The sequence below is a fragment of the Streptomyces sp. NPDC107471 genome, from assembly GCF_055582845.1.
On sequence record NZ_JBVJPC010000001.1, the window covers coordinates 771048 to 792437 of the forward strand.

Consider the following 21390-nt stretch of genomic DNA (forward strand, 5'->3'; position numbering starts at 1 on the left):
CGAACGGCGAGGGTCGGGGGGCTTATGGTTCGGCTCGGAACCGGGCCGTGGGGGCCCGCGTGTACGACGGAGTACGACTGAGATGCGCCAGGGCACACCGCGGCACACCGCGGCAGCCGGGGCGCGCGACCGGAGGACGACGAGATGACGGTGACCCTGGCGGACGTGGCGGCCCGCGCCCAGGTCTCCCCCGCGACGGTGTCGCGTGTGCTGAACGGGAACTACCCCGTGGCCGCGTCCACGCGTGAGCGGGTGCTGCGGGCCGTGGACGAGCTGGACTACGTGCTGAACGGTCCGGCGAGTTCCCTCGCCGCCGCCACCTCCGATCTCGTCGGGATCCTCGTGAACGACATCGCCGACCCCTTCTTCGGGATCATGGCCGGTGCGATCCAGTCCGAGATCGGGGGGCCGGGCGGGCGCGCGGGCGGTGAGCGGCTCGGGGTCGTCTGCAACACCGGGGGCTCCCCGGAGCGGGAGCTGACGTATCTCACCCTGCTCCAGCGGCAGCGGGCGGCGGCGGTCGTCCTGACGGGCGGGGCGACGGAGGCCGCGCCGCACAAGGCCGCGATGTCGGCCAAGCTGCGGAAGCTGGCGGACGCGGGGACGCGGATCGTGCTGTGCGGGCGACCGCCGGCGCCGGAGACCGGGGCGTTCGCGCTGACCTTCGACAACCGGGGCGGCGGTCGCGAACTCACCGAGCACCTCATCGGGCTCGGGCACCGCAGGCTCGGGTACATCGCCGGTCCCGAGGAGCGGACCACGACCCGGCACCGGCTGGAGGGACACCGGGCGGCGCTGGCGGCGCACGGCATCGAGGAGGACCCCCGCTGGACCGTGCACGGCCGCTACGACCGGCGGTCCGGGTACGAGGCCACGCTGGAGCTGCTGCGCCGGGACCCGTCCCTGACCGCCGTCGTCGCCGCGAACGACTCCGTCGCGCTGGGGGCGTGCGCGGCGCTGCGGGACTCGGGGCTGCGGATCCCGGACGACGTGTCCGTCGCCGGCTTCGACGACCTCCCGTTCAGCATCGACGCGGTACCGGCCCTGACGACGGTACGACTGCCGCTGGCGGAGGCGGGAGCACGGGCGGGCCGCATCGCGATGGGCCGCGAGGAGCCACCGCCGGGCGGGATCGCCACGGTGCGGGGGGAGTTGATGGTGCGGGGGTCTTCGGGGGGGCCTCGGGGGTGAGGGGGCGGTGGCTGTGGGGTGAGCTTGAAGGTGCGGTGGGTCCGAGGTGCCGCATGCCCGAGCGGGCGGTGGGTGCGGGGACCGTAAGTCTTGAGGCGCCGCGGGCGAGGGTGCCGTAGGCCCGAAGGTGCCGTGAGCCTGGGGGTGCCGCGGGCGCGCGAGTGCGGCAAGCCCCGGCGTGCCGCTGGCCTGAGAGCGCCCTGGGGGGCCACTGCCCTGGTCCGTGGGGCCGGTCGCCGGGCGGACGGTTGACGGCGTGTCACTGCCAGGGGGTAGGCCCACGTGGCGGCGGTGCCGCATGCCCGCGGATGGTGTGGGCCCCGGAGTCCCCCGTTCTGGTGGGCCCCGGTGTGGGGACGCCGTACGCTCGCTTCGCCGATGAGTTCTGTCCTTCGCCTCGGTCTGTACTGCCGTAACCCGACTAGCGAACCGGAGTGAGTCCCATGCGTATCGTGGTCAGTGAGTTCATCAGTCTGGACGGGGTCGTGCAGGCGCCCGGTGGGCCCGAGGAGGACACCGACGGCGGGTTCGCGCACGGGGGCTGGTCGCACCCGTACTTCGACGCGGAGGTGCTCGGACCGGCGTTCACCGAGGGGATGGAGCGGGCCGAGGCGCTGCTGTACGGGCGGCGGACGTATCTGACGATGGCGGGGGCCTGGCCGGAGCGCGCCGGGGACCCGTTCGCCGACCGGCTGAACTCGCTGAAGAAGTACGTCGTCTCGGACACCCTCGGCGACGACGAGCTGACCTGGGACAACACCGAGCGGATCCCGGGCTCCGAGGCCGTCGAGCGGATCCGTGCGCTGCGGGACACCGAGGGCGGCGAGCTGGCCATGATGGGCAGCCCCACCCTCGTGCGCACGCTGATCAGCGAGGGACTCGTCGACGAGCTCCAGCTCATCGTGATGCCGGTGCTGCTCGGCGGCGGCAAGTCGATCTTCCCGGACGACGGCGCGAAGCGGCCCTTCGAGCTGGTGTCCACGGTCACCGGCAAGACCGGCGTGCAGCTCTGCGTCTACCGGCCCGCCACCGAGGGGTAGCCGCGGCGGGCGCGGACGTCCTACGCTCGGTCCGTCGGTATCTCTGACCGAGTCAAGCATCCGGGGGTCGACCGATCATGACCGTCCAGGACATCCGCGCCTTCAACCGCTTCTACACGAACGTCATCGGCGCCCTCGACTACAGCCGCCGGCTGTACGCGCCGTACACCCTCACCGAGTCCCGCGTCCTGTACGAGCTCGCACACTCGCCGCGCACCGACGCAGCCGACCTGCGCACCGAACTCTCCCTGGACGCCGGGTACTTGAGCCGCATCCTGAACAAGTTCGAGCAGGACGGACTGATCGAGCGCACGACCTCGCACCGCGATCCGCGCCGGCGCCGGGTCACGCTCACCGCGCGCGGCCGGGAGACCGCCGCACTGCTCGCCGAGCGCGCCGACGAATCCGTGGGCGCCCTCCTCGCGACCGTCCCCGCCGCCGACCGGCCCCGGCTCACCGAGGCGATGCGGACCGTCCGCACCCTGCTGTCCGACGGCCGCCCGCCCCGCCGCGAGGACGTCCTGCTGCGCGAGCCGGGCCCCGGTGACCTCGGCTGGATCGTGGCCCGCAACGGAGCCCTGTACGCCGCCGAGTACGGCTTCAACGCCGACTACGAGGCCCTGGTCGCGAGGATCGTCGCCGACTTCGCGGAGGACCACGACCCGCATCTGGAGCGGGTGTGGATCGCCGAGCTGGACGGGCGTCCGGTCGGCTGCGTGATGTGCGTACGGGACGAGGCGCCCGCGACCGCCCGGCTGCGGCTGCTCCTCGTCGAGCCCGAGGCGCGCGGACTCGGCATCGGGGACCGACTGGTGTCGGCCGTCGTCGACTTCGCGCGCGGTGTCGGCTACCGCGACCTGGTGCTGTGGACCAACGACGTGCTCACCGCCGCCCGCCACCTCTACCGGCGCCACGGTTTCGTGCTGGCCGCCGAGGAGCCCCACCGCTCCTTCGGCAGGGACCTGAACGGACAGGACTGGCGACTGGACCTGACCGGCGCGGCCGAGTGACGGTGCCCGCGGCGGTCGGGCGACTCGACGGCGCCGCATCCGCCCGGCTGGACCTCACCGACCGAACCGGGCGAGAGTAGGGCGCATGAAACTGGCGTTCTCCACCCTCGGTGTCCCCGGCCTCCCCCTCACCGACGTGCTGCGGCTCGCGACCACGCACGGCTATCACGGCGTAGAACTGCGCGCGCATCCCGAGGAGCCGGTGCACCCCGGCATCGGGCTGGCCGAACGGGCCGACGCGGTCGCCGAGTTCAAGGCGGCCGGCGTGGAGGTCCTCGGTCTCGCGGGGTACGCGCGCGTGGCCGCGCCGGGCGACGACGAGCCGGTGATCGAGGAGATCCACCGCCTCCTGGACCTCGCCCGCGACCTCGGCGCCGGCTTCGTGCGCGTCTTCCCCGGCGCCGCCTCCGACCAGTCCCCCGAGGAGGCCGACGCCACGGCCGCCCGGCGACTCGGTACGGCCGCGCAGTACGCCGGCGACCTCGACGTGCGCATCCTCCTCGAGACCCACGACTCGCACCGCACGGGCGCCGACGCGATCCGGGTCCTCGGCCCGGTCGGCCACGGTCAGGTCGGCTCGCTGTGGGACGTCATGCACACCTGGCTGGGCGGCGAACAGCCCTCGGAGACCTACGCGGCCCTCGGCCCACACCTCGGATACGTCCAGGTCAAGGACATCGCGTCGGCCGAGGACACCACCCCGGTCGCGCTCGGCGCCGGGGTCCTGCCGCTCGCGGAGTGCGTGGAGGTCCTCTCCCGGCACAACTGGGACGGCTGGCTGTGCTGGGAGTACGAGAAGCGCTGGTACGAGGCGGCCGCGCCGCTGGAGGAGCTGCTGGGCACGGGCCGTGAGCACCTGGCCCGGCTGCTGAACGACTCCGCCTGACGGAGGGAGAAAACGGCTGGCGGGGGCGGACGCGGCCGGGTACCGTCCCCGGGTGCCTCAGCCCGCCCCTGCCCCGCTTCCCGTGTCATGAGCCTCAGCCGTACGTTCCTCGATGTACGGCCCCTGCGCACCTCGCCGGTCTTCCGGCGGCTGCTGTTCGGGCGCACGGTGTCCACACTCGGCACCTTCATGACCATGGTGACCGTCATGTACCAGGTGTGGGACATGACCCACAGCACGGTCTGGAGCGGCGCGGTCGGTGTCGCGCAGGCGGTGCCGATGGTCGGGGTCAGCCTGTTCGCGGGGGCCTGGGTCGACCGGGCCGACCGCCGCCGGGTCTACCTCACCGGAACCGTCGGCTCGGCGGTCTGCTCCCTGCTGCTGGCCGTGCAGGGCTTCGCCGGACACGCGCCCGTGCCGGTCGTCCTGCTGCTGGTCGCGGCGCAGACCTCGTTCGCCGCGCTCGGCGCACCGGCCGCCGGTGTGTTCGTGCCGCGGCTGCTGCCCCGCGAGCAGGTGGCAGCCGGTCTCGCGCTCCAGCAGGTCACCGGTCAGGCGATGATGCTGGTCGGTCCGGCCGTCGCCGGGGTGGTGCTCGGCTGGTGGGGCATCGGCGTCTGCTACCTCCTGGACGCCCTGAGCTTCGCGATGTCCTTCTACGGCGCGTTCGGCCTGCCCGCGCTGCCGCCCGAGGGGGAGAAGTCCCGCCCCGGTCTGCACGGCGTCCTGGACGGGCTGCGTTTCCTGACCGGTCACCGGGTGGTGCGCGGCGCGCTGCTGACCGATCTGGCCGCCACCGTCCTGTCCATGCCGGTGAGCCTGTTCCCGCTGGTCAACGAGGAGCGCTTCGGCGGCGACCCGCGCACGCTCGGCCTGTTCCTGTCCGCGCTCGCGGTGGGCGGGGTGGCCGCGACGGTCTTCTCCGGCCCGGTGACCCGGCTGGCCCGTCCCGGCCCGGTGATGCTGGGCGCGTCGGCGGCCTGGGGCGCGGCCCTGGCGCTGTTCGGCCTGACCACCAGCGCGTGGGCGGGTCTCGGCATGCTGGCGCTGGCCGGCGCGGCGGACGCCCTCGCCGTCCTGTCCCGTACGACCATCGTCCAGACCCGCACCCCCGACGCCCTGCTCGGGCGGGTCACCGCCGCGGAGACGATCGTCGGGCAGGCGGGTCCGCACCTCGGGAACCTGCGCGGCGGCCTGGTCGCGGGCTGGAGTTCGGGGGTGACGGCACTGATCACCGGCGGTCTGCTGTGCGTGGCGGCGGTGGCCTGTGTCGGCGCGGGCACACCGCAGTTGAGGGGGGCACCGGCTACGGGCGAGGCGTGATCGTCCAGTGGTTGCTGCGCAGGACCCGGTCCGCGAAGGGCATGTCGGTCTCACCGACGAGGCGGAAGCCCAGTGAGCGGCAGATGCCGTTGGAGGGGGCGTTGCCGGTCGCCGGAAACGCGTGGATGTCTCCCCAACGGCCGTCCTGCCAGGCCTGTTCGAGCAGGGCACGGACCGCGCGCTTGCCCCATCCCCGCCCCTGGAACTCCGGCAGCACCATCCAGCCGATCTCCGAGACAGGGCCGTCCCCGGGGTCGTGGGACCAGATGGTCAGCGCCCCCGCCACCACCTCGGGCCGGTCCGGGTCGGGGACGATCATCTTGATCCAGGACTCGTCGGCCGCCGCCTCCCGCGCGTCCCGGCGCACCTTGTCCGCCATGCCCGCGCGCGGCAACGGCCCACCGAGGTCCCCCATCATGACGGGGTCGCAGCGCATCCGTACATAGGCGTCGAGGTCGTCCGGCGTCACATCGCGCAGCAGCATGCAACGGCCATGCCCCGGTCTGGGGTGCGGGAACCGCCGGACATCAAAGGGCGGCACTTCCGCGTGACACGAATCCGGCCACCCGTTCCTCCAGCCGCGCACGGCACTGCGGCCACTCCTCCGCCGTGACGGAGAAGATCGCCGAGTCGCGCAGGAGACCGTCCTCGCCGGGTGCCCAGGAGCGGGACCAGTTGCGCAGGACGCCCTCGAACCGGGCGCCGACGCTCTGGATCGCGGCCCGCGAGCGTGCGTTGCGGGCGTCCGTCTTCAGGTCGACCCGGGAGACGCCCCACGTGTCGAAGGCGTGCCGGAAGAGCAGCAGCTTGGCCTCGGCGTTGACGCCGGTGCCCTGCGCCGAGGCCGCCAGCCAGGTGAACCCGACCTCGACGGCGTCGAGTCGGTCCTCCGAGCGCCAGCAGCGCGGCTCCCAGAAGGACGTGGCCCCCACCGCCCGCCCGGTCGCCACCGAGACCTGGGCGTAGGGCGCCAGCCGTCCGGTCGCCGCCCGCGCGAGCTGCGCGTCGACGTAGTCGCCGACCTCGTCGGCCCTGGGCACCCAGGTGTACGCGTACGTCCCGCGGTTCTCCTCCGCCGCCGCGGCCAGGTCGGCGGTGTGCCCGTGGCCCAGTGGCTCCAGGCGCACCAACTCGCCTGCCAGGACCGGCCCTCGCAGCTCGAAACTCAACCCGTTCAACCCCCGATGCCGCCGCGCAGGGCGGCGAACGCCTCGTGGAAACCGGGGAAAGTCTTCCGTACGCATCCGGGGTCGTCGAACGAAATACCCGGCACCCGCAGACCGGTGACCGCGAAGGACATGACGATGCGGTGGTCGCCGTGGGTCCTGATCCCGGTGCGGGCCGAAGCGGCCGTCCCCGGGTGGATCTCGATCCAGTCCGGGCCCGTGGCCACCCGCACCCCGAGCCGTCGCAGGTTCTCCGCGCAGGCCTCCAGCCGGTCGCACTCCTTGACCCGTGTGTTGGCCACGTCCTCGATGCGGACCGGGGCCGAGGCGAAGGGGGCGATCGCCGCCAGCGTCGGCATGGTGTCCGAGATGTCCCGCATGTTGACCGTCAGGCCGCGCAGTGCGCCGGTGCCCCGGACCGTGGTGGCGTCGGCGCCGACGGACACGTCCGCGCCCATCCGCCGCAGGACGTCCACGAAGCCGAGGTCGCCCTGGAGCGCGCCCGCGCCGAGGCCCGGGACGGTCACCTCGGCGCCCGGCGTGATCGCGGCCGCCGCGAAGAAGTAGCTCGCCGTGGACGCGTCCGGCTCGATCGCGTAGGTCGTGGCGCGGTAGCCGCCCGGCGGGACCACGAAGACGTCGTCCTCCCGGGTCACCTCCGCCCCGAACGCCCGCATCATCGCGAGGGTGATGTCGACGTACGGCGCCGACACCAGGTCCGTGACGCGGATGCGCAGGCCCTTGCGGGTGAGCGGGCCGAGGAGCAGCAGCGCGGTGAGGTACTGGGAGGACTGGCCGGCGTCCAGCACCACGTCCCCGCCCTCCACGCCCGCTGCCCGCACGGTCAGCGGATGATGTCCCTCCGCCTGCTCGTGCCGCAGGTCCACGCCCAGGTCGCGCAGGGCACGCGACAGCGGCAGCAGGGGCCGTCGGCGCATCTGGGGCGAGGCGTCGAAGCGGTAGGTGCCGTGGCCGGCCGCGGCGAGGGTGGGCAGGAAGCGGGCGGTCGTGGCGCCGTCACGGCAGTACACGTCCGCCTCGGCGGCCGCCGGCCCCTGCGGGCGGCCGTCCACCTGCCAGGCGTCCGGCGTACGGCCCACCCGGTAGCCGAGCCGTACCAGGCCCTCGGCGAAGCCCTCGGTGTCGTCCGAGCGCAGCGGGCGTACGAGGGTGGTCACCCCGTCGGCCGCGGCGGCCAGGAAGAGGGCGCGGGCGGTGATGGACTTGGAGCCGGGGAGGGCGAGGGAGCGCGGGGCGGGTGCGTCGACGGGCATGCCCTCATGATCGCCGCCCGGCCGTCTCCGGGGCCGGCACGTCCACGGGGTGGACCCCGGTCAGGCGCGCCGCCCGGAGCGCGGCCCCCGCTTCCACCGGTCGTCCGGCAGCGGCGCCCTCCGGTCCGTCTGCACCCGGAGCTCCTGGTACGAGTCGGCCGCCGTGCCGTGGAACGCCTCGTCGTGCGCGGCCAGCGCCCCGCGCAGACCGCCCCCTGCCGTGCCCCGTCTGCGGACGTGTCCGGCCAGGGCCGTGAGGAGGCCGAGCACGACGGCGAGCCCACCGAGGACGATCAGGAGCGGCATCGACTGACCCATGCGCCGACCCTACGCCGGACAAGTCGCCGACCCGTCCGCCCCCTTGGCCCCGGCCGCACCAACTTGGGGAAATCCGGCCCGAGCCGGGAACCCCGCCCCGTCGCCGCTCGTCCAACCCGCAAGCTGCCGGAGAGTCACCGCGGTACGGCGTCGGCCTCGCTGCTGGCTGCGAACGCTGACCAACCCTCTCCTCCGTACTGCGGCCGGCAGCACGCCGTCATCGGCGCGCCCCCCTCCAACTGCGCCGATGGCGGCCCCTCCCTGGTTACTGTGCACTCCCTTGACTGGCAGAAACTTCCCGGATATTGGTGACCTCTCGGAAGTTTCTTTCAGCGGATCACCTCCGGAAGGAGCGCACGTGCCCTCCAGACGTACCGTCCTCACCGCCACAGCGGGTGTCGCCGCCGCACTCGCCGTCGGCGGGACCGCACACGCCGGCGACCAGAAGCTCCGCTCCCTCATCTCCCGTATGACGCTCGAGGAGAAGGTCGGCCAGCTCTTCGTGATGCGGGTCTACGGCCACTCCGCCACCGCCCCCGACCAGGCCGACATCGACGCCAACCTCAAGGAGATCGGCGTCCGTACGGCCGCCGAGATGATCGCCAGGTACCGGGTGGGCGGGATCATCTACTTCACCTGGGCGCACAACACCCGTGATCCGCACCAGATCGCCGACCTCTCCAACGGCATCCAGCAGGCGTCGCTGTCCCAGCCGCGCGGGCTGCCGGTCCTCGTCTCGACCGACCAGGAGCACGGGATCGTGTGCCGGGTCGGCGAGCCGGCCACCCTGTTCCCCGGTGCCATGGCGATCGGCGCCGGCGGGTCGCGCAAGGACGCCCGCGCCCTCGGCCGTATCGCCGGGCAGGAACTCGGGGCCCTCGGCATCCGGCAGAACTACTCCCCCGTCGCCGACGTCAACGTCAACCCCGCCAACCCGGTCATCGGCGTCCGCTCGTTCGGCTCCGAGGCCGGCGCGGTCGCCGGGCTCGTGGCCGCCGAGGTGGCCGGCTACCAGGGCGCCGGGGTCGCCGCGACCGCCAAGCACTTCCCCGGACACGGGGACACCGCGGTCGACAGCCACTACGGCTTCCCGGTCATCACCCACAGCCGGGAGGTGTGGGAGCAGTTGGACGCCGTGCCCTTCCGGGCCGCGATCCGCGCCGGCATCGACTCGATCATGACCGCGCACATCCAGTTCCCGGCCCTCGACGACTCCGGCGACCCGGCCACCCTCTCCCACCCGATCCTCACCGGCATCCTGCGCGGCGAACTCGGCTACGACGGGGTCGTGGTCACCGACTCCCTCGGCATGGAGGGCGTCCGCACGAAGTACGGCGACGACCGCGTCCCCGTCCTCGCCCTCAAGGCCGGTGTCGACCAGCTCCTCAACCCGCCCTCCCTGGACGTGGCGTGGAAGGCCGTCCTGAGGGCCGTGCAGGACGGCGAACTCACCGAGGCACGCCTCGACGAGTCGATCCTGCGCATCCTGCGGCTCAAGGCCCGGCTGCGGCTCTTCGAGCAGCCGTACGTCAGCCACGGCGGTGTCACCCGGACCGTCGGCACCCCGGCCCACCTCGCCGCGGCCGACCGGATCGCCGAGCGCACGACGACCCTGCTGGTCAACGAGGAGCGGCTGCTGCCCCTGTCCCGGCGCACCCACCGCAGGCTGCTCGTCGTGGGCGCCGACCCCGCCTCCCCGTCCGGCACGACGGGGCCGCCCACCGGGGTCCTCGCCGCCGCCCTCACCGAACTGGGCTTCACGGCCACCGCCCTGTCGACCGGCACGGCACCCACGGCGGCCGTCGTCGCCCGGGCCGTCGCGGCGGCTCAGGACGCGGACGCGGTGATCGTGGGGACGTACAACCTCACGGCCGCCCAGAAGACGCTCGTCGAGCAGCTCGTGGCGACCGGGAGACCGGTGGTGGCCGTCGCGATCCGCAATCCCTACGACGTGGCCCAACTGCCCACCGTCCCGGCCTTCCTGGCGACCTACTCCTGGACCGACGTGGAACTGCGGGCGGCCGCCCGGGTGATCGCCGGGAGGGCGGCACCGCACGGGAGGCTGCCGGTGCCGGTGCAGCGGGCGGACGACCCGGCGAAGGTGCTGTACCCGGTCGGGTACGGGCTGTCGTACGACCGATAGCGCGCGGGACGTAGTTCCCGTACGACGCACAACTCGCACATCACCCCCGAAAGGCGCAAAGGACCCCACACGTCTGGCGTGGCCCCGCCGCGACGGTCACGCTGGACGGCGGGGACGGTCCGGGGGGATGGCAATGCGCGAGAAGAGTTCCGCGGGGGTGGTGTGCCTGCTGTGGGCGCTGCTCGCCGCCCTGCTGACGGGGTGCACGCACTCGGCGGCCGGCGAGGAGAGCGACGGACCCGCCACGTCGGTCGCCGTCCGGCCGTCCGTGAGCCGGCCCTCCGGTTTCGGCGCGGTGTTCCTCGGGGTCGACGAGTGCAGCTCCTTCGGCACGTCCAGCTTCACCGAGGTGCCCTGCGCCGGCGAACGGGCGGCGGCCCGGGTCGTGGCCCGGCACGACGGCACCACGGCCGACGGGCCGCCGTGCCCGGCGACCACCGACTTCGTGCTGCACATCAGTGAGCAGAGCCGGGTCTCCGACGAGGACGGCGACGGGGCGGTGCCCCAGGGCTACGCCTGCATGCGCAACCTGCAACCGCCGCACCCGGGCGACCCGGGCGGCGGGGGCGGGCCGCGGACCATCGTCGGCGACTGCGTGTACGGCGCGGGCAGCGGGCAGGTCCGGGAGACCGCCTGCGACGGCGAGGGCGCGAAGAAGCCGCAGTACAAGGTGATGAAGGCGGTCGCCGAGCGCGCCCAGTGCCCGCTGTCGACGGCCCTGTACGTGCAGCTCGGCGGAGCCCGGCCGGTGGGCTGCGCCCGGCCGGTGTGAACCCGGCCGGGCGCGGCGCGCGGACTACGGACGCAGCGTGGGCTCCCGCTCCACGTCCCGTACGTCCAGTTGCCTGTCGAACTTCGCGAGCGGCTTGGCCTCGGTCACGGCGGACGCGGACACGCCCGCCCAGTCGAGGATCCGCGCGGTGGCGAACGCCTTCTGGTCGGCGGCCAGACCGGCGACGTTCGCCCCGTGGTTCATGCCGGGCGCGGTGAACACGTACGCGTCCTTCGCCCCCTTGTCGACGCGGAACCGCTCCGCGCCCCACGGGTCGTTCTGGCCGTAGACGTACAGCATGTGGCGGGCGTTGTGCCGCACCCAGGTGTCCACGTCCCGCATCGCGTACGGCTGGAACTTCGTCGGGATGCTGCGCGGGACGAAGTTGCGCGGCGGCTGGTAGCCGTAGCGGATGTACTTCTTCTCGATGTGCGGGAACCTGATCGTCGGCGCGCCGAGCTGGGTGGCCGCCTGGTAGTAGTACGGCGTGTACGTCTCCAGGCCCTGGTCGGCGTAGGCGGAGAACCCGGAGATCGTGTCGATCGAGTTCCAGATCTGGTCGTCGGTCGCGGTCCGCGCGTCCGCCGGGATCAGCGCGTCGTCACCGCAGTTGGCCAGCAGGTTGTACTGCCAGAAGCCCCAGACGTAGTCGAGTACGACGGCCTCGTACGCCCTGTCCAGGCTGCCGATGGTGGTGAAGGTGAGGCCCTCCGCCGCCGCGTAGTCGGCGTACTTCTTCTCCAGCGGCTCGCGCCGGACCAGGGCCTCGCGCTGCACCGCGTTCAGCCGGTCGCGGCACTCCTCGGTGCCGACCTTCGCGAAGAAGCGGTCGTAGGCCGAGTCCTCGTTGTTCACCACGTCGTTGGGGGCGACGTACGCGACGACGCCGTCCATGTCGCGCGGGTAGAAGCGCTCGTAGTAGGTGGCCGTCATGCCGCCCTTGGAGCCGCCGGTGGAGATCCAGTTCTTGGCGTAGATCTTCTTCAACGCCGTGAAGATGCGGTGCTGGTCGCTGGCGGCCTGCCAGATGTCCAGCTTGGACCAGTCGGCCGGGTCGGGCCTGGAGGGCGTGAAGAAGCGGTACTCCATGGAGACCTGGTTGCCGTCCACGATCTGGGTCGGCTCACTGCGGCGAGGCGTGGTGGAGACGTTGTAGCCGCCGGTGAAGAAGACCGTCGGCCGGCTCACGTCCTTGTGCAGCACGGTGATCCGCTGCTGGAACGTGCCCTTGGACGGGTGCCGGTGGTCGACCGGCTGCGTGTAGTTGAGGACGAAGAAGCGGTAACCGGTGTACGGCTTCTCCTCGATCAGGCTCATCCCCGGGACGGCGAGAAGCTGATCCTTGATGTCGGCGGTGGCACCGGTGCCTCCGGCCTCCGGCTCGGCGGCGGTGGCCGCTCCCGCCGTGCCGACCGTGCCTATGAGCACGACCAGCGTGAGAAGCCATCTGAGCGCCTTGCGCATGCACCCTCCCCTGTGAGTACAGATGTGCGCCGGACGCTAGCGGCGCGGGACCTGTCCGCACCAGGGGAATCGGGCAGTTGATGGGGAAAACCCTGTGAGGAACCTGTGCCTCACAGCCGGATCCAGCCGTCCGAGTCGTACTTGCCCCGGCCGACCTGGCCCTTCACCCACACCTTGCGCTGCCCGGCGTGCACGGTGACGGGGCCGGCCCGGTACCTGTACCGGCCCGCGTCCTCGACCGGCAGCAGACCGTAGGCGCGCAGGCTCACCATCATGTGCTGCCGGGCCCCGGGACGTCTGGGGAGCGTGAGCGCGCACACGTAACCGCGTCGCTTGTAGACCTCCACCGTGCCGGTGGAGAACGGGAACGACCTGACCTTGCGCCCCTCGCACGAGGAGGAGGCGGCCTGCGCGTGCCCGGGCGCGGCGACCGCGAGCATCCCGGCCACCGCCGTCACCGCCAGCCCCTCGGCCAGCCGCCGTATCGCTCCACTCTTCACTGCCGTCCCTCCCGCAGCTTTCGGGCGTACAGGTGTACGGACGCACAACGTATGTCGGACGGTTGCACGACCGTCAACACGACACACGGTTCCGCTCACGCGGCGGCAGGCTCGTCCTCGCCCACGAAGGTGCGCCACAGGCCCGCGTACCTGCCGTCCCGTGCGAGCAGTTCGTCGTGGGTGCCGTCCTCGACCACGCGGCCGTGGTCCATGACCACGACGCGGTCGGCGCGGGCCGCGGTGGTGAGGCGGTGGGCCACGACGAGCGTGGTGCGGCGGCCGGCGAGGCGGTCGGTGGCCAGGTTGACCTGGGCCTCGGTGGCGAGGTCCAGGGCCGCCGTGGCCTCGTCGAGGAGCAGGATGTCCGGGTCGACCAGCTCGGCGCGGGCCAGCGCGATCAACTGGCGCTGGCCGGCCGAGAGGTTGCGGCCGCGCTCGGCGACCTCGTGGAGGTAGCCGCCCTCCAGCGTGGCGATCATCTCGTGGGCGCCGACCGCGCGGGCCGCCGCCTCCACCTCGGCATCGGTGGCGTCCGGGCGGCCGTAGGCGATGGCGTCGCGGACCGTCCCCTGGAAAAGGTACGCCTCCTGGGGGACCACGCCGAGGCGGTGGCGGTAGGAGGTGAGGTCAAGGGCGCGCAGGTCGGTGCCGTCGACCGTGACCCGGCCGCCCGTCGGGTCGTAGAACCGGGCCACCAGCTTGACCAGGGTGGACTTGCCGGCGCCCGTCTCGCCGACGAACGCGACCGTCTGGCCCGCGGGGATCCGCAACTCGATGCCGCCGAGGGCCTCCTCGTCGTCCCCGTACGCGAAGTGCACGTTCTCGAAGGCCACTTCGCCGCGCAGGGAGGGGACCTGCCGGGGTTCCTCGGCCGGCTTCGTGGACGTGGGCTCCCGGAGCAGTTCCTGGATGCGGCCCAGGGAGACGGTCGCCTGCTGGTAGCCGTCGAAGACCTGGGAGAGCTGCTGGACCGGGGCGAAGAACAGGTCGATGTAGAGCAGGTAGGCGACCAGCGCGCCGGTCGTCAGGGTCGCCGCGTCCACCCGGCCCGCGCCCGCGATCAGTACGGCGGCCGCGGCCACCGAGGACAGGAGCTGCACGAAGGGGAAGTAGACCGAGATCAGCCACTGGCCCCGGATGCGGGCCTGGCGGTAGCTGTCGCTGCGTTCCGCGAACCGCCGGCCGCCGTCGCCCTCGCGCCGGAACGCCTGCACGATCCGCAGCCCCGACACCGACTCCTGGAGGTCGGCGTTGACCGAGGAGACGCGCTCACGGGCGAGTTCGTACGCCTTCACGCTCGCCTTGCGGAAGAAGTAGGTGGCGACGATCAGCGGCGGCAGCGTCGCGAAGACGACCAGCGCGAGCTGTACGTCGATCACCAGCAGGGCGACCATGATGCCGAAGAACGTGACGACCGAGACGAACGCGGTGACCAGACCGGTCTGGAGGAAGGTCGACAGGGCGTCGACGTCCGTCGTCATCCTCGTCATGATCCGCCCGGTCAGCTCCCGCTCGTAGTAGTCGAGTCCGAGCCGCTGGAGCTGGGCGAAGATCTTCAACCGCAGGGAGTACAGGACCCGTTCACCGGTGCGTCCGGTCATCCGGGTCTCGCCGATCTGGGCCACCCACTGGACGAGCACCGAGAGCAGGGCGAACAGGGTCGCCGTCCAGACCGCGACCATGGCCATCCGCGAGACACCGTCGTCGATGCCGTGCCGGATCATCACCGGCAGCAGCAGGCCCGTGCCGGCGTCCAGGGCCACCAGGCCCAGGCTGATCAGCAGCGGGCGTCCGAAGCCGCGCAGCAGCCGGCGCAGACCGTACGACTCCTCGGGCGTGACCGCGCGCGCCTCGTCGATGTCCGGGGTGTCCGTGGCCGGGGGCAACGCGTCGACCTGGGCGAGCAGTTCGGGAGTGGCCGGGGTGCCGGCGAGGGCTGTGTCATCGGCGTTCTTGCGCTCACGGTCGCCGGTCCACAGCCGGGGCGTCACCCCGCGCTCGGCGTCGAACTCGGCGTCCAGCTCCTCGCGTACGGAGGTGTCCTCCTGCACGGCGACCGGCTGGGCGTGGCCCGGGGAGACGCCGCCGAGGCCGTCCGGGTCGGTGAGCAGACGGCGGTAGAGGGCGGAGCGCTTCTCCAGCTCCTCGTGGGTGCCGACGTCGGCGAGGCGGCCGTGCTCCAGGACGGCGATCCGGTCGGCGAGGTTCAGGGTGGAGCGCCGGTGGGCGATGAGGAGGGTGGTGCGGCCCTCCATGACCTGGGTGAGGGCCTCGTGGATCTCGTGCTCGACCTGGGCGTCCACGGCGGAGGTGGCGTCGTCGAGGACGAGCAGGCGGGGGTCGGCGAGGATGGCCCGGGCGAGCGCGACGCGCTGGCGCTGGCCGCCGGAGAGGGTGAGGCCGTGCTCGCCGACCGTGGTGTCGTAGCCCTTGGGCAGCTCGGCGATGAAACGGTCCGCCTGGGCGGCGCGCGCGGCCTTCTCGACCTCCTCCTGGGTGGCGTCGGGGCGGCCGTAGGCGATGTTGTTGCGGACGGTGTCCGAGAACAGGAAGGAGTCCTCGGGGACCAGGCCGATCGCGGCCCGCAGGGAGTCCAGGGTGAGCTCGCGGACGTCGTGGCCGCCGATGAGGACGGCGCCGCGGGTGACGTCGTAGAAGCGCGGGAGCAGGAGCGAGACCGTGGACTTGCCCGAGCCGGAGGAGCCGACGACCGCGAGGGTCTCGCCGGGGCGGATCTCGAAGGAGAGGCCGTCGAGGACCTTCCGGCCGTCCTCGTAGCCGAAGGAGACGTCGTCGAACTCGACGGTGGCCGGCGCGTCGGCGGGCAGTTCCTTGGTGCCGTCCTTCAGGTACGGCTCGGTGTCGATCAGCTCCAGGACGCGCTCGGTGCCGGCGCGGGCCTGCTGGGCGACCGTGAGGACCATGGCGAGCATGCGGACCGGGCCGACGAGCTGCGCGAGGTAGGTGGAGAAGGCGACGAAGGTGCCGAGCGTGATGTGCCCGCGGACCGCGAGCCAGCCGCCGAGGGCGAGCATCGCGACCTGGCCGAGGGCGGGGACGGCCTGGAGGGCCGGGGTGTACTTCGAGTTGAAGCGGATCGTGCGCAGCCGGCCGGCGTACAGGCGGCGGCCGACCTCCCGGAGCTTTCCGGTCTCCTGGTCCTCCTGCCCGAAGCCCTTCACCACGCGCACGCCGCTGACCGCGCCGTCGACCACGCCGGCGACGGCGGCGGCCTGGGCCTGGGCGTACCAGGTGGCGGGGTGGAGCTTGGAACGGGAGCGCTTGGCGATCACCCACAGGGCCGGGGCGACCGCCAGGGCGACCAGGGTGAGCGGGACGGACAGCCAGGCCATCACGACCAGGGAGATCAGGAAGAGGGCGAAGTTGCCGATCGTCATCGGCAGCATGAAGAGCAGGCCCTGGATGAGCTGGAGGTCGCTGGTGGCGCGGCCGACGACCTGGCCCGTGGACAGCTCGTCCTGGCGGCGGCCGTCGAGGCGGGTGATCGTGTCGAACATCTCGGTGCGCAGGTCGTGCTGGACGTCCAGGGCGAGACGGCCGCCGTAGTAGCGGCGGATGTAGGTGAGGACGTAGACGAGGACGGCGGCGACGACGAGGGCGCCGGCCCAGGGGGCCATGTCCCGGGTGTGGTCGCCGATGACGTCGTCGATGATCACCTTGGTGATCAGGGGCACGATCGCCATGACGGCCATGCCGCCGAGGGAGGAGCCGAGGGCGAGGACGACGTCCTTGGGGTAGCGCCAGGCGTACCCGGCCAGTCGTCGTGCCCAGCCCCGTTGCGGTTCCACGCGGTGTCCTCCGTCGTCCAGAAGTCCTGATCTACCGGAAGACACCAACGCGGACAGAAGCGGATTTCATCCCTCCGCAACAAAAGGCGGTCAGACGCGGACTCGGAGGAAGTAGAAACGGGTCGTCTGGACCGCGTTCTGGTTGTCGTCGCTGACCAGCAGGACCCTCAGGCGGCCGTGGTCCCGTCCGGTGACCACCATGCCCTCGATGTTGTCCAGGAGCGGGTTCGGCTGCGGCTGCTCGGCCGTGGCGCCCAGAGCCGGGCAGCTCGCGAGGTCCGTGAGCAGGGTCTTCCTGATCAGACGTACGTCCGTCTGACCCGTCAGGTTCTCGACGCCGCCGGTGTCCGTCGCGTGGCGGGGGTCGGCCAGGTAGAGGCGGACCGTGTTGCCGACGCCGGAGGTGAAACCGCGCTCCAGGACCAGGAGGCGGCCGTCGGGGAGGGCCTGGACCTCGGGGACGCCGAGGAAGGCCGCGTCGGTGCGGTAGGCGTACTGCTCCGCGGGCTTCCAGGTCTTCCCGTGCCGCGTCCAGGTCTGGAAGCGGACGATCCCTGCCGTGTCGCCGGAGAGCGCGTACTCCATGGAGGCGAGCAGGGTGCGGCCGCCGTTCATGAGGGTCAGGCCCTCGAAGGTCTGGTTCGAGGTGGCGCGGCCGGCCGGGGCGACCTGGAGGGCGGCCGGGACGGGGAGCCGGTCGAGGATCCTCCCGTCGGCGCTGTAGCGGCGGATCGACGGCTCGGTCTCGGAGGTGATCAGCCGGGTGCCGTCCCGGTCGACCACCAGGCCCTCGGAGTCCAGCGCGGCGCCGTTCTCGTCGGCGAGCGGGACGACCGAGCGCGGCGCGAGGGTCCTCGCGTCCAGGTCGAAGAGCGAGGAGCGGTCGGACAGGGCGGCGAGCGAGCCGTCCCGGTCCACGGCGAGCGCGGAGAGGTTGCCGACGAAGGTGCCGTCGTACGTCGTCTTGTCGAGGGCGTCGGAGAAGCGGTCGAGGGAGACGGACGGGGAGCAGGCGTGGCTCACCGGGGCCGAGGCGACGGCGGGTCCTGCCGCTGTCAGGCAGGCCGCCGCCGCCAGGGCCGCGGTGGTGGTCGCGAGTACGGTTCTGAGCTGCATGCGCGTCACCGTAGGACGGCTTCGTGACCGGCGGGAGACCGGGTCGTGAAGGGCCGGCTCGTCCTGCCCCGTACGACGGCCCGGTGACGCGCGGGTGCGGCGGGCGTCAGCTCGCCGCGAGATCCCGGTGGATGACCTTGGCGACGCCCTGGATCGTGGTGACGCCGTAGTTCATGGTGCTGTTGCCGTGCGTGAGCACCGTGATCATGTAGTCGTGGCCGCCGCCGGTGAAGGTGCCGACGCTGTGCACCCGCCAGCCGTGCGTGGAGCGCTGCAGCCAGCCGTTCTTGACGTGCCAGGAGATGCCCGACCCGCGGCCGTACGGCGTGCCCCAGCGCTGCGACGAGACGACCTGCCCCATCAACTTCAGGATGTAGGCACGCGAGTTGTCGCTCAGCACGGTGTTCTTCGCGGTGACCAGCTTGAGCAGTTTCTGCTCGTCGGTGACGGTGATCTGGGTCAGGCCCCAGTAGCCGTTGGCCCCCGGCTTGGTCTGGGTCATGCCGGCCGCGGACAGGAAGCCCTTGATCTTGGTCAGGCCGAGCTGGCGCCACAGCTTGCTCGTGGCGTCGTTGTCGGACTTGGTGATCATGGCCTTGGCGAGGTTGCTCTCGGTGGTGGTCAGATACCTGTTGTGCTTCTTGGCGTCCCACAGCAGCGTGGCGAGGACGGTCACCTTGACCACGCTCGCCGAGTCGTAGGCGGTCGAGGAGCGCAGGGTGCAGGTGGTCTTGGTCGTACGGTCGTAGAGGCCCACGGCGATCGTGCCCGAGCGGTTGGTGACGGCGGCCGTGATGTCCCGCTTGAGTTTGTCGGCGAGGCCGGCCTTGGCCGACGTGCAGCTCACGGCCGGTGCGGTGGCCGCGGCGGCCGGAGCCGCGGCGACGACGCAGGCGGCCAGAGCACCGGCCGCGATCCATTTCCTGTGTCCGAATATCCCCCGTGTCATGCCCAGTTGACTCTCGGGAGCGGGGGAATGGTTGTACGCATGGGGAATGGTTGTGCGAGTCGTTACCTAGCCCTTGGCGTTTTCACAGAGAGACGCCAGGTGCGTCACAGCCCTCACCCAAACCCCCTCTGCACGATGCCCGGGTGACATCTGCCACCGATCCCCACCCCCACGCCGAGACGGTGTCCGCCGACTGGCCGCCGCCGGCCCCGCCCGCGGCGGCCCCGGACCGGGCCCCGCGCTGGTCGCTGCCCGCACTGCTCGCGATCCTGGCCCTCGCCGGGGTCCTGTACGGCTGGAACCTGTCCGGGAACAGCCTCAACAGCTTCTACAGCGCCGCGGTCTACAGCGGTACGCAGAGCTGGAAGGCCTGGTTCTTCGGGTCGTTGGACGCGGGGAACTTCCTCACCGTCGACAAACCGCCCTTCGCGCTGATGATCATGGGGCTGTCGTGCCGGATCCTCGGCTTCGGCACCTGGCAGATGATGGCGCCCGAGATCGCGGCCGCCCTCGGCACGATCTGGATCCTGCACACCTCCGTCAAGCGGGTGTTCGGGCACGCGGCGGCCGCGATCGCGGCGCTCGTCCTCGCGCTGACCCCGATCACCGTCGCCATCAACCGGGACAACAACCCCGACACGATCCTGGTGCTGCTCATGGTGGGCGGCGCGGCCCTCGCCCTGCGCGCGGTGCGCACCGACCGGCTGCTGCCGCTGCTCGGCTCGGCGGTCTGCTTCGGCCTCGCCTTCAACACCAAGATGCTCCAGGGCTACATCGCCCTGCCGGCCGTCTTCGCGGTGTACGTGTACGCCTCGAAGCTCGGCCGGCGGAAGAAGGCCGCCAACCTGGCCCTCGCGGCGGTGGCGCTGGCCGTCTCCAGCTTCTGGTGGGCGACGGCGGTCTCCCTCGTACCCGCCGACGACCGGCCCTACATCGGCGGTTCGACGGACGGCTCCGCCTGGAACCTGATCATGGGCTACAACGGCCTGGGCCGGGTCCTCGGCGGCGAGGGCAACGGCGGAGGCGGCGGAGGCGGGGGCGGCACCTTCGCCGGCACCGCGGGCATCGGCCGGATGTTCAACGAGGTCCTCGGCGGCCAGATCTCCTGGCTGATCCCCTTCGCCCTCCTCGCGCTCGCCGCCGCCCTGGTGCGGTGCGGCCGCGCCCCGCGCACCGACATGACCCGGGCCGCGCTCGTCCTGTGGGGCGGCTGGCTGGTGCTGCACTACCTGACCTTCGCGATGGCCGAGGGCACCATGCACCCGTACTACACGACCGCGCTCGCCCCGGGCATCGCGGCACTGTGCGGTGGCGGCGGGGTGATGCTGTGGCGCGCCTTCCGCGGCGGTGACGCCCGCTGGTCCTGGGTGCTGCCGGCGGGGCTGGCGGTCACCGGTCTCTGGGCCATCGTCGTGCTGCGCCGGGCGACCGGCTGGAACACCTGGTTGTGGCCGGCGGTCGGGGTGGTCATGGTCCTCGCGATCGTGGGCCTGTTCGTCCTCCGTACGGCGTCCTCGGGGACGAGGCTGCGGCTGCTCGGGGTGTCGGTCGCCGCGGCGGTCGTGGCGGCCCTCGCGGGTCCGACGGCGTACGCGGCCTCGCCGGCCTTCGCCACCGCCTCCGGCGGCATGGGCGGCACCAACCCGACGGCGGGTCCGTCGACCGGGGGCGGTATGGGCGGCCCCGGGGGCGGCGGCGGCCGGGGCGGCTTCGGCGGGGACGGGGGCCCCGGCGGCGAGATGCCCGGCGGCACCCAGCAGGGCGGCGGCCAGGCGAACGGAGAGTTCCCCGGCGGCAACAACGGCGGCACCGGCGGCGGCACCGGCAACGGTCAGATGCAGCCCGGTGGCGGCGGCGAGCTCCCGCAGGGCGGCGGCGCACCCGGCGGCACGAACGGGGAGTTCCCGGGCGGCGGCACGGCTCCCGGTGGTGGCACGGGCGGCGGTCCCGGTGGGGGCGGCGGCATGGGCGGCAGCGTCGACAGCGCGCTGGTGGCGTACCTGGAGAAGCACCAGGACGGCGCCACGTGGCTGCTCGCGGTGTCCAACTCGCAGAGCGCGGGCCAGTTGATCCTCAGCACGCACCAGCCCGTCATCTCCATGTGGGGCTTCACCGGCACCGACCGGGCGATGACCCTCGCGAGGCTCAAGGAGCTGGTGAAGAAGGGCGAACTGCACTACATCCAGCTCGGCGGCGGTGGCATGGGCGGCAACAGCAGCCTGAGCCAGGAGATCAGGAGCTGGGTGCAGAAGAACGGCACGGCGGTGAAGGCGAGCGACTACGACACGGGCAGCGCTTCCTCGCAGAGCGGTCAGTCGAGCAGCACCTCGACGGTCTACCGGCTGGACCCGTCCGACGTCGGCTGACCACCGCACCGGCGCCCTGTTTTCCGGGCCGAAGAAACTTCGGCGCGCGTACAACCCTCGGGG

17 protein-coding genes are annotated in these 21390 nt (G+C 72.4%); 8 read left to right on the top strand and 9 right to left on the bottom strand.

The window, feature by feature from the left end; genetic code table 11:
• Window positions 1–144 precede the first annotated feature (144 nt).
• From ACZ66S_RS03400 to ACZ66S_RS03420, 5 genes are all read left to right on the top strand, one after another.
• Window positions 145–1191, top strand: coding sequence for a LacI family DNA-binding transcriptional regulator (locus ACZ66S_RS03400; RefSeq protein WP_469899314.1), 1047 nt, complete (start codon window positions 145–147; stop codon window positions 1189–1191).
• Window positions 1192–1634: 443 nt separating this feature from the next.
• Complete coding sequence (locus ACZ66S_RS03405; RefSeq protein ID WP_469899315.1) at window positions 1635–2231, top strand: dihydrofolate reductase family protein; 597 nt, start codon at window positions 1635–1637, stop codon at window positions 2229–2231.
• Window positions 2232–2308: 77 nt separating this feature from the next.
• Entirely contained in the window at window positions 2309–3241 is a 933-nt protein-coding gene (locus ACZ66S_RS03410; protein WP_469899316.1) for a bifunctional helix-turn-helix transcriptional regulator/GNAT family N-acetyltransferase, read from the top strand.
• Between the two features lie 85 nt (window positions 3242–3326).
• Window positions 3327–4127 (top strand): sugar phosphate isomerase/epimerase family protein, encoded by an 801-nt coding sequence (locus tag ACZ66S_RS03415; protein WP_469899318.1) that lies wholly within the window; start codon window positions 3327–3329, stop codon window positions 4125–4127.
• A gap of 87 nt (window positions 4128–4214) precedes the next feature.
• A complete protein-coding gene (locus ACZ66S_RS03420) occupies window positions 4215–5450 on the top strand; it encodes an MFS transporter (RefSeq protein WP_469899319.1) in 1236 nt (411 codons plus the stop codon).
• On the opposite strand, the gene ACZ66S_RS03425 is transcribed toward ACZ66S_RS03420, so the two are convergent.
• The 4 genes from ACZ66S_RS03425 to ACZ66S_RS03440 are packed head-to-tail and all read right to left on the bottom strand — an operon-like array spanning window position 5434 to window position 8208.
• Complete coding sequence (locus tag ACZ66S_RS03425; protein ID WP_469899321.1) at window positions 5434–5934, bottom strand: GNAT family N-acetyltransferase; 501 nt, start codon at window positions 5932–5934, stop codon at window positions 5434–5436. The genes ACZ66S_RS03420 and ACZ66S_RS03425 overlap by 17 nt on opposite strands.
• Before the next feature lie 43 nt (window positions 5935–5977).
• Window positions 5978–6619: a GNAT family N-acetyltransferase gene (locus ACZ66S_RS03430; protein ID WP_469899674.1), complete on the bottom strand. Its 642-nt coding sequence runs from the start codon at window positions 6617–6619 to the stop codon at window positions 5978–5980.
• A gap of 5 nt (window positions 6620–6624) precedes the next feature.
• Window positions 6625–7890 carry a 3-phosphoshikimate 1-carboxyvinyltransferase gene (gene aroA / locus ACZ66S_RS03435; RefSeq protein WP_469899322.1) on the bottom strand — a complete coding sequence of 422 codons (1266 nt, stop codon included), beginning with the start codon at window positions 7888–7890 and terminating at the stop codon, window positions 6625–6627.
• A gap of 60 nt (window positions 7891–7950) precedes the next feature.
• Entirely contained in the window at window positions 7951–8208 is a 258-nt protein-coding gene (locus ACZ66S_RS03440; RefSeq protein WP_469899324.1) for a hypothetical protein, read from the bottom strand.
• A 358-nt stretch (window positions 8209–8566) separates the two neighbouring features.
• Between ACZ66S_RS03440 and ACZ66S_RS03445 the strand changes: the two genes are divergently transcribed.
• A complete protein-coding gene (locus ACZ66S_RS03445; RefSeq protein WP_469899325.1) occupies window positions 8567–10351 on the top strand; it encodes a glycoside hydrolase family 3 protein in 1785 nt (594 codons plus the stop codon).
• A gap of 133 nt (window positions 10352–10484) precedes the next feature.
• On the top strand, window positions 10485–11123 hold the full coding sequence (locus ACZ66S_RS03450; RefSeq protein ID WP_469899327.1) for a hypothetical protein: 639 nt from the start codon (window positions 10485–10487) through the stop codon (window positions 11121–11123).
• Between the two features lie 24 nt (window positions 11124–11147).
• Here ACZ66S_RS03450 and ACZ66S_RS03455 read toward each other — a convergent pair whose 3' ends face one another.
• The 5 genes from ACZ66S_RS03455 to ACZ66S_RS03475 form a co-directional block, all read right to left on the bottom strand.
• On the bottom strand, window positions 11148–12587 hold the full coding sequence (locus tag ACZ66S_RS03455) for a S28 family serine protease (protein ID WP_469899328.1): 1440 nt from the start codon (window positions 12585–12587) through the stop codon (window positions 11148–11150).
• Window positions 12588–12697: 110 nt separating this feature from the next.
• Window positions 12698–13087 carry a hypothetical protein gene (locus tag ACZ66S_RS03460; protein ID WP_469899330.1) on the bottom strand — a complete coding sequence of 130 codons (390 nt, stop codon included), beginning with the start codon at window positions 13085–13087 and terminating at the stop codon, window positions 12698–12700.
• 95 nt (window positions 13088–13182) lie between these two features.
• A complete protein-coding gene (locus ACZ66S_RS03465; RefSeq protein ID WP_469899331.1) occupies window positions 13183–16896 on the bottom strand; it encodes an ABC transporter ATP-binding protein in 3714 nt (1237 codons plus the stop codon).
• 90 nt (window positions 16897–16986) lie between these two features.
• Window positions 16987–18012 (bottom strand): esterase-like activity of phytase family protein, encoded by a 1026-nt coding sequence (locus ACZ66S_RS03470; protein WP_469899333.1) that lies wholly within the window; start codon window positions 18010–18012, stop codon window positions 16987–16989.
• Between the two features lie 106 nt (window positions 18013–18118).
• Window positions 18119–18961 carry a serine hydrolase gene (locus ACZ66S_RS03475; protein ID WP_469899334.1) on the bottom strand — a complete coding sequence of 281 codons (843 nt, stop codon included), beginning with the start codon at window positions 18959–18961 and terminating at the stop codon, window positions 18119–18121.
• Between the two features lie 143 nt (window positions 18962–19104).
• On the opposite strand from ACZ66S_RS03475, the gene ACZ66S_RS03480 reads away from it, so the two are divergent.
• The gene (locus tag ACZ66S_RS03480) at window positions 19105–21327 is read left to right on the top strand and encodes a mannosyltransferase YkcB-related protein (RefSeq protein WP_469899336.1); all 2223 of its coding nucleotides are present in this window, start codon (window positions 19105–19107) and stop codon (window positions 21325–21327) included.
• The last annotated feature ends 63 nt before the right edge of the window (window positions 21328–21390 follow it).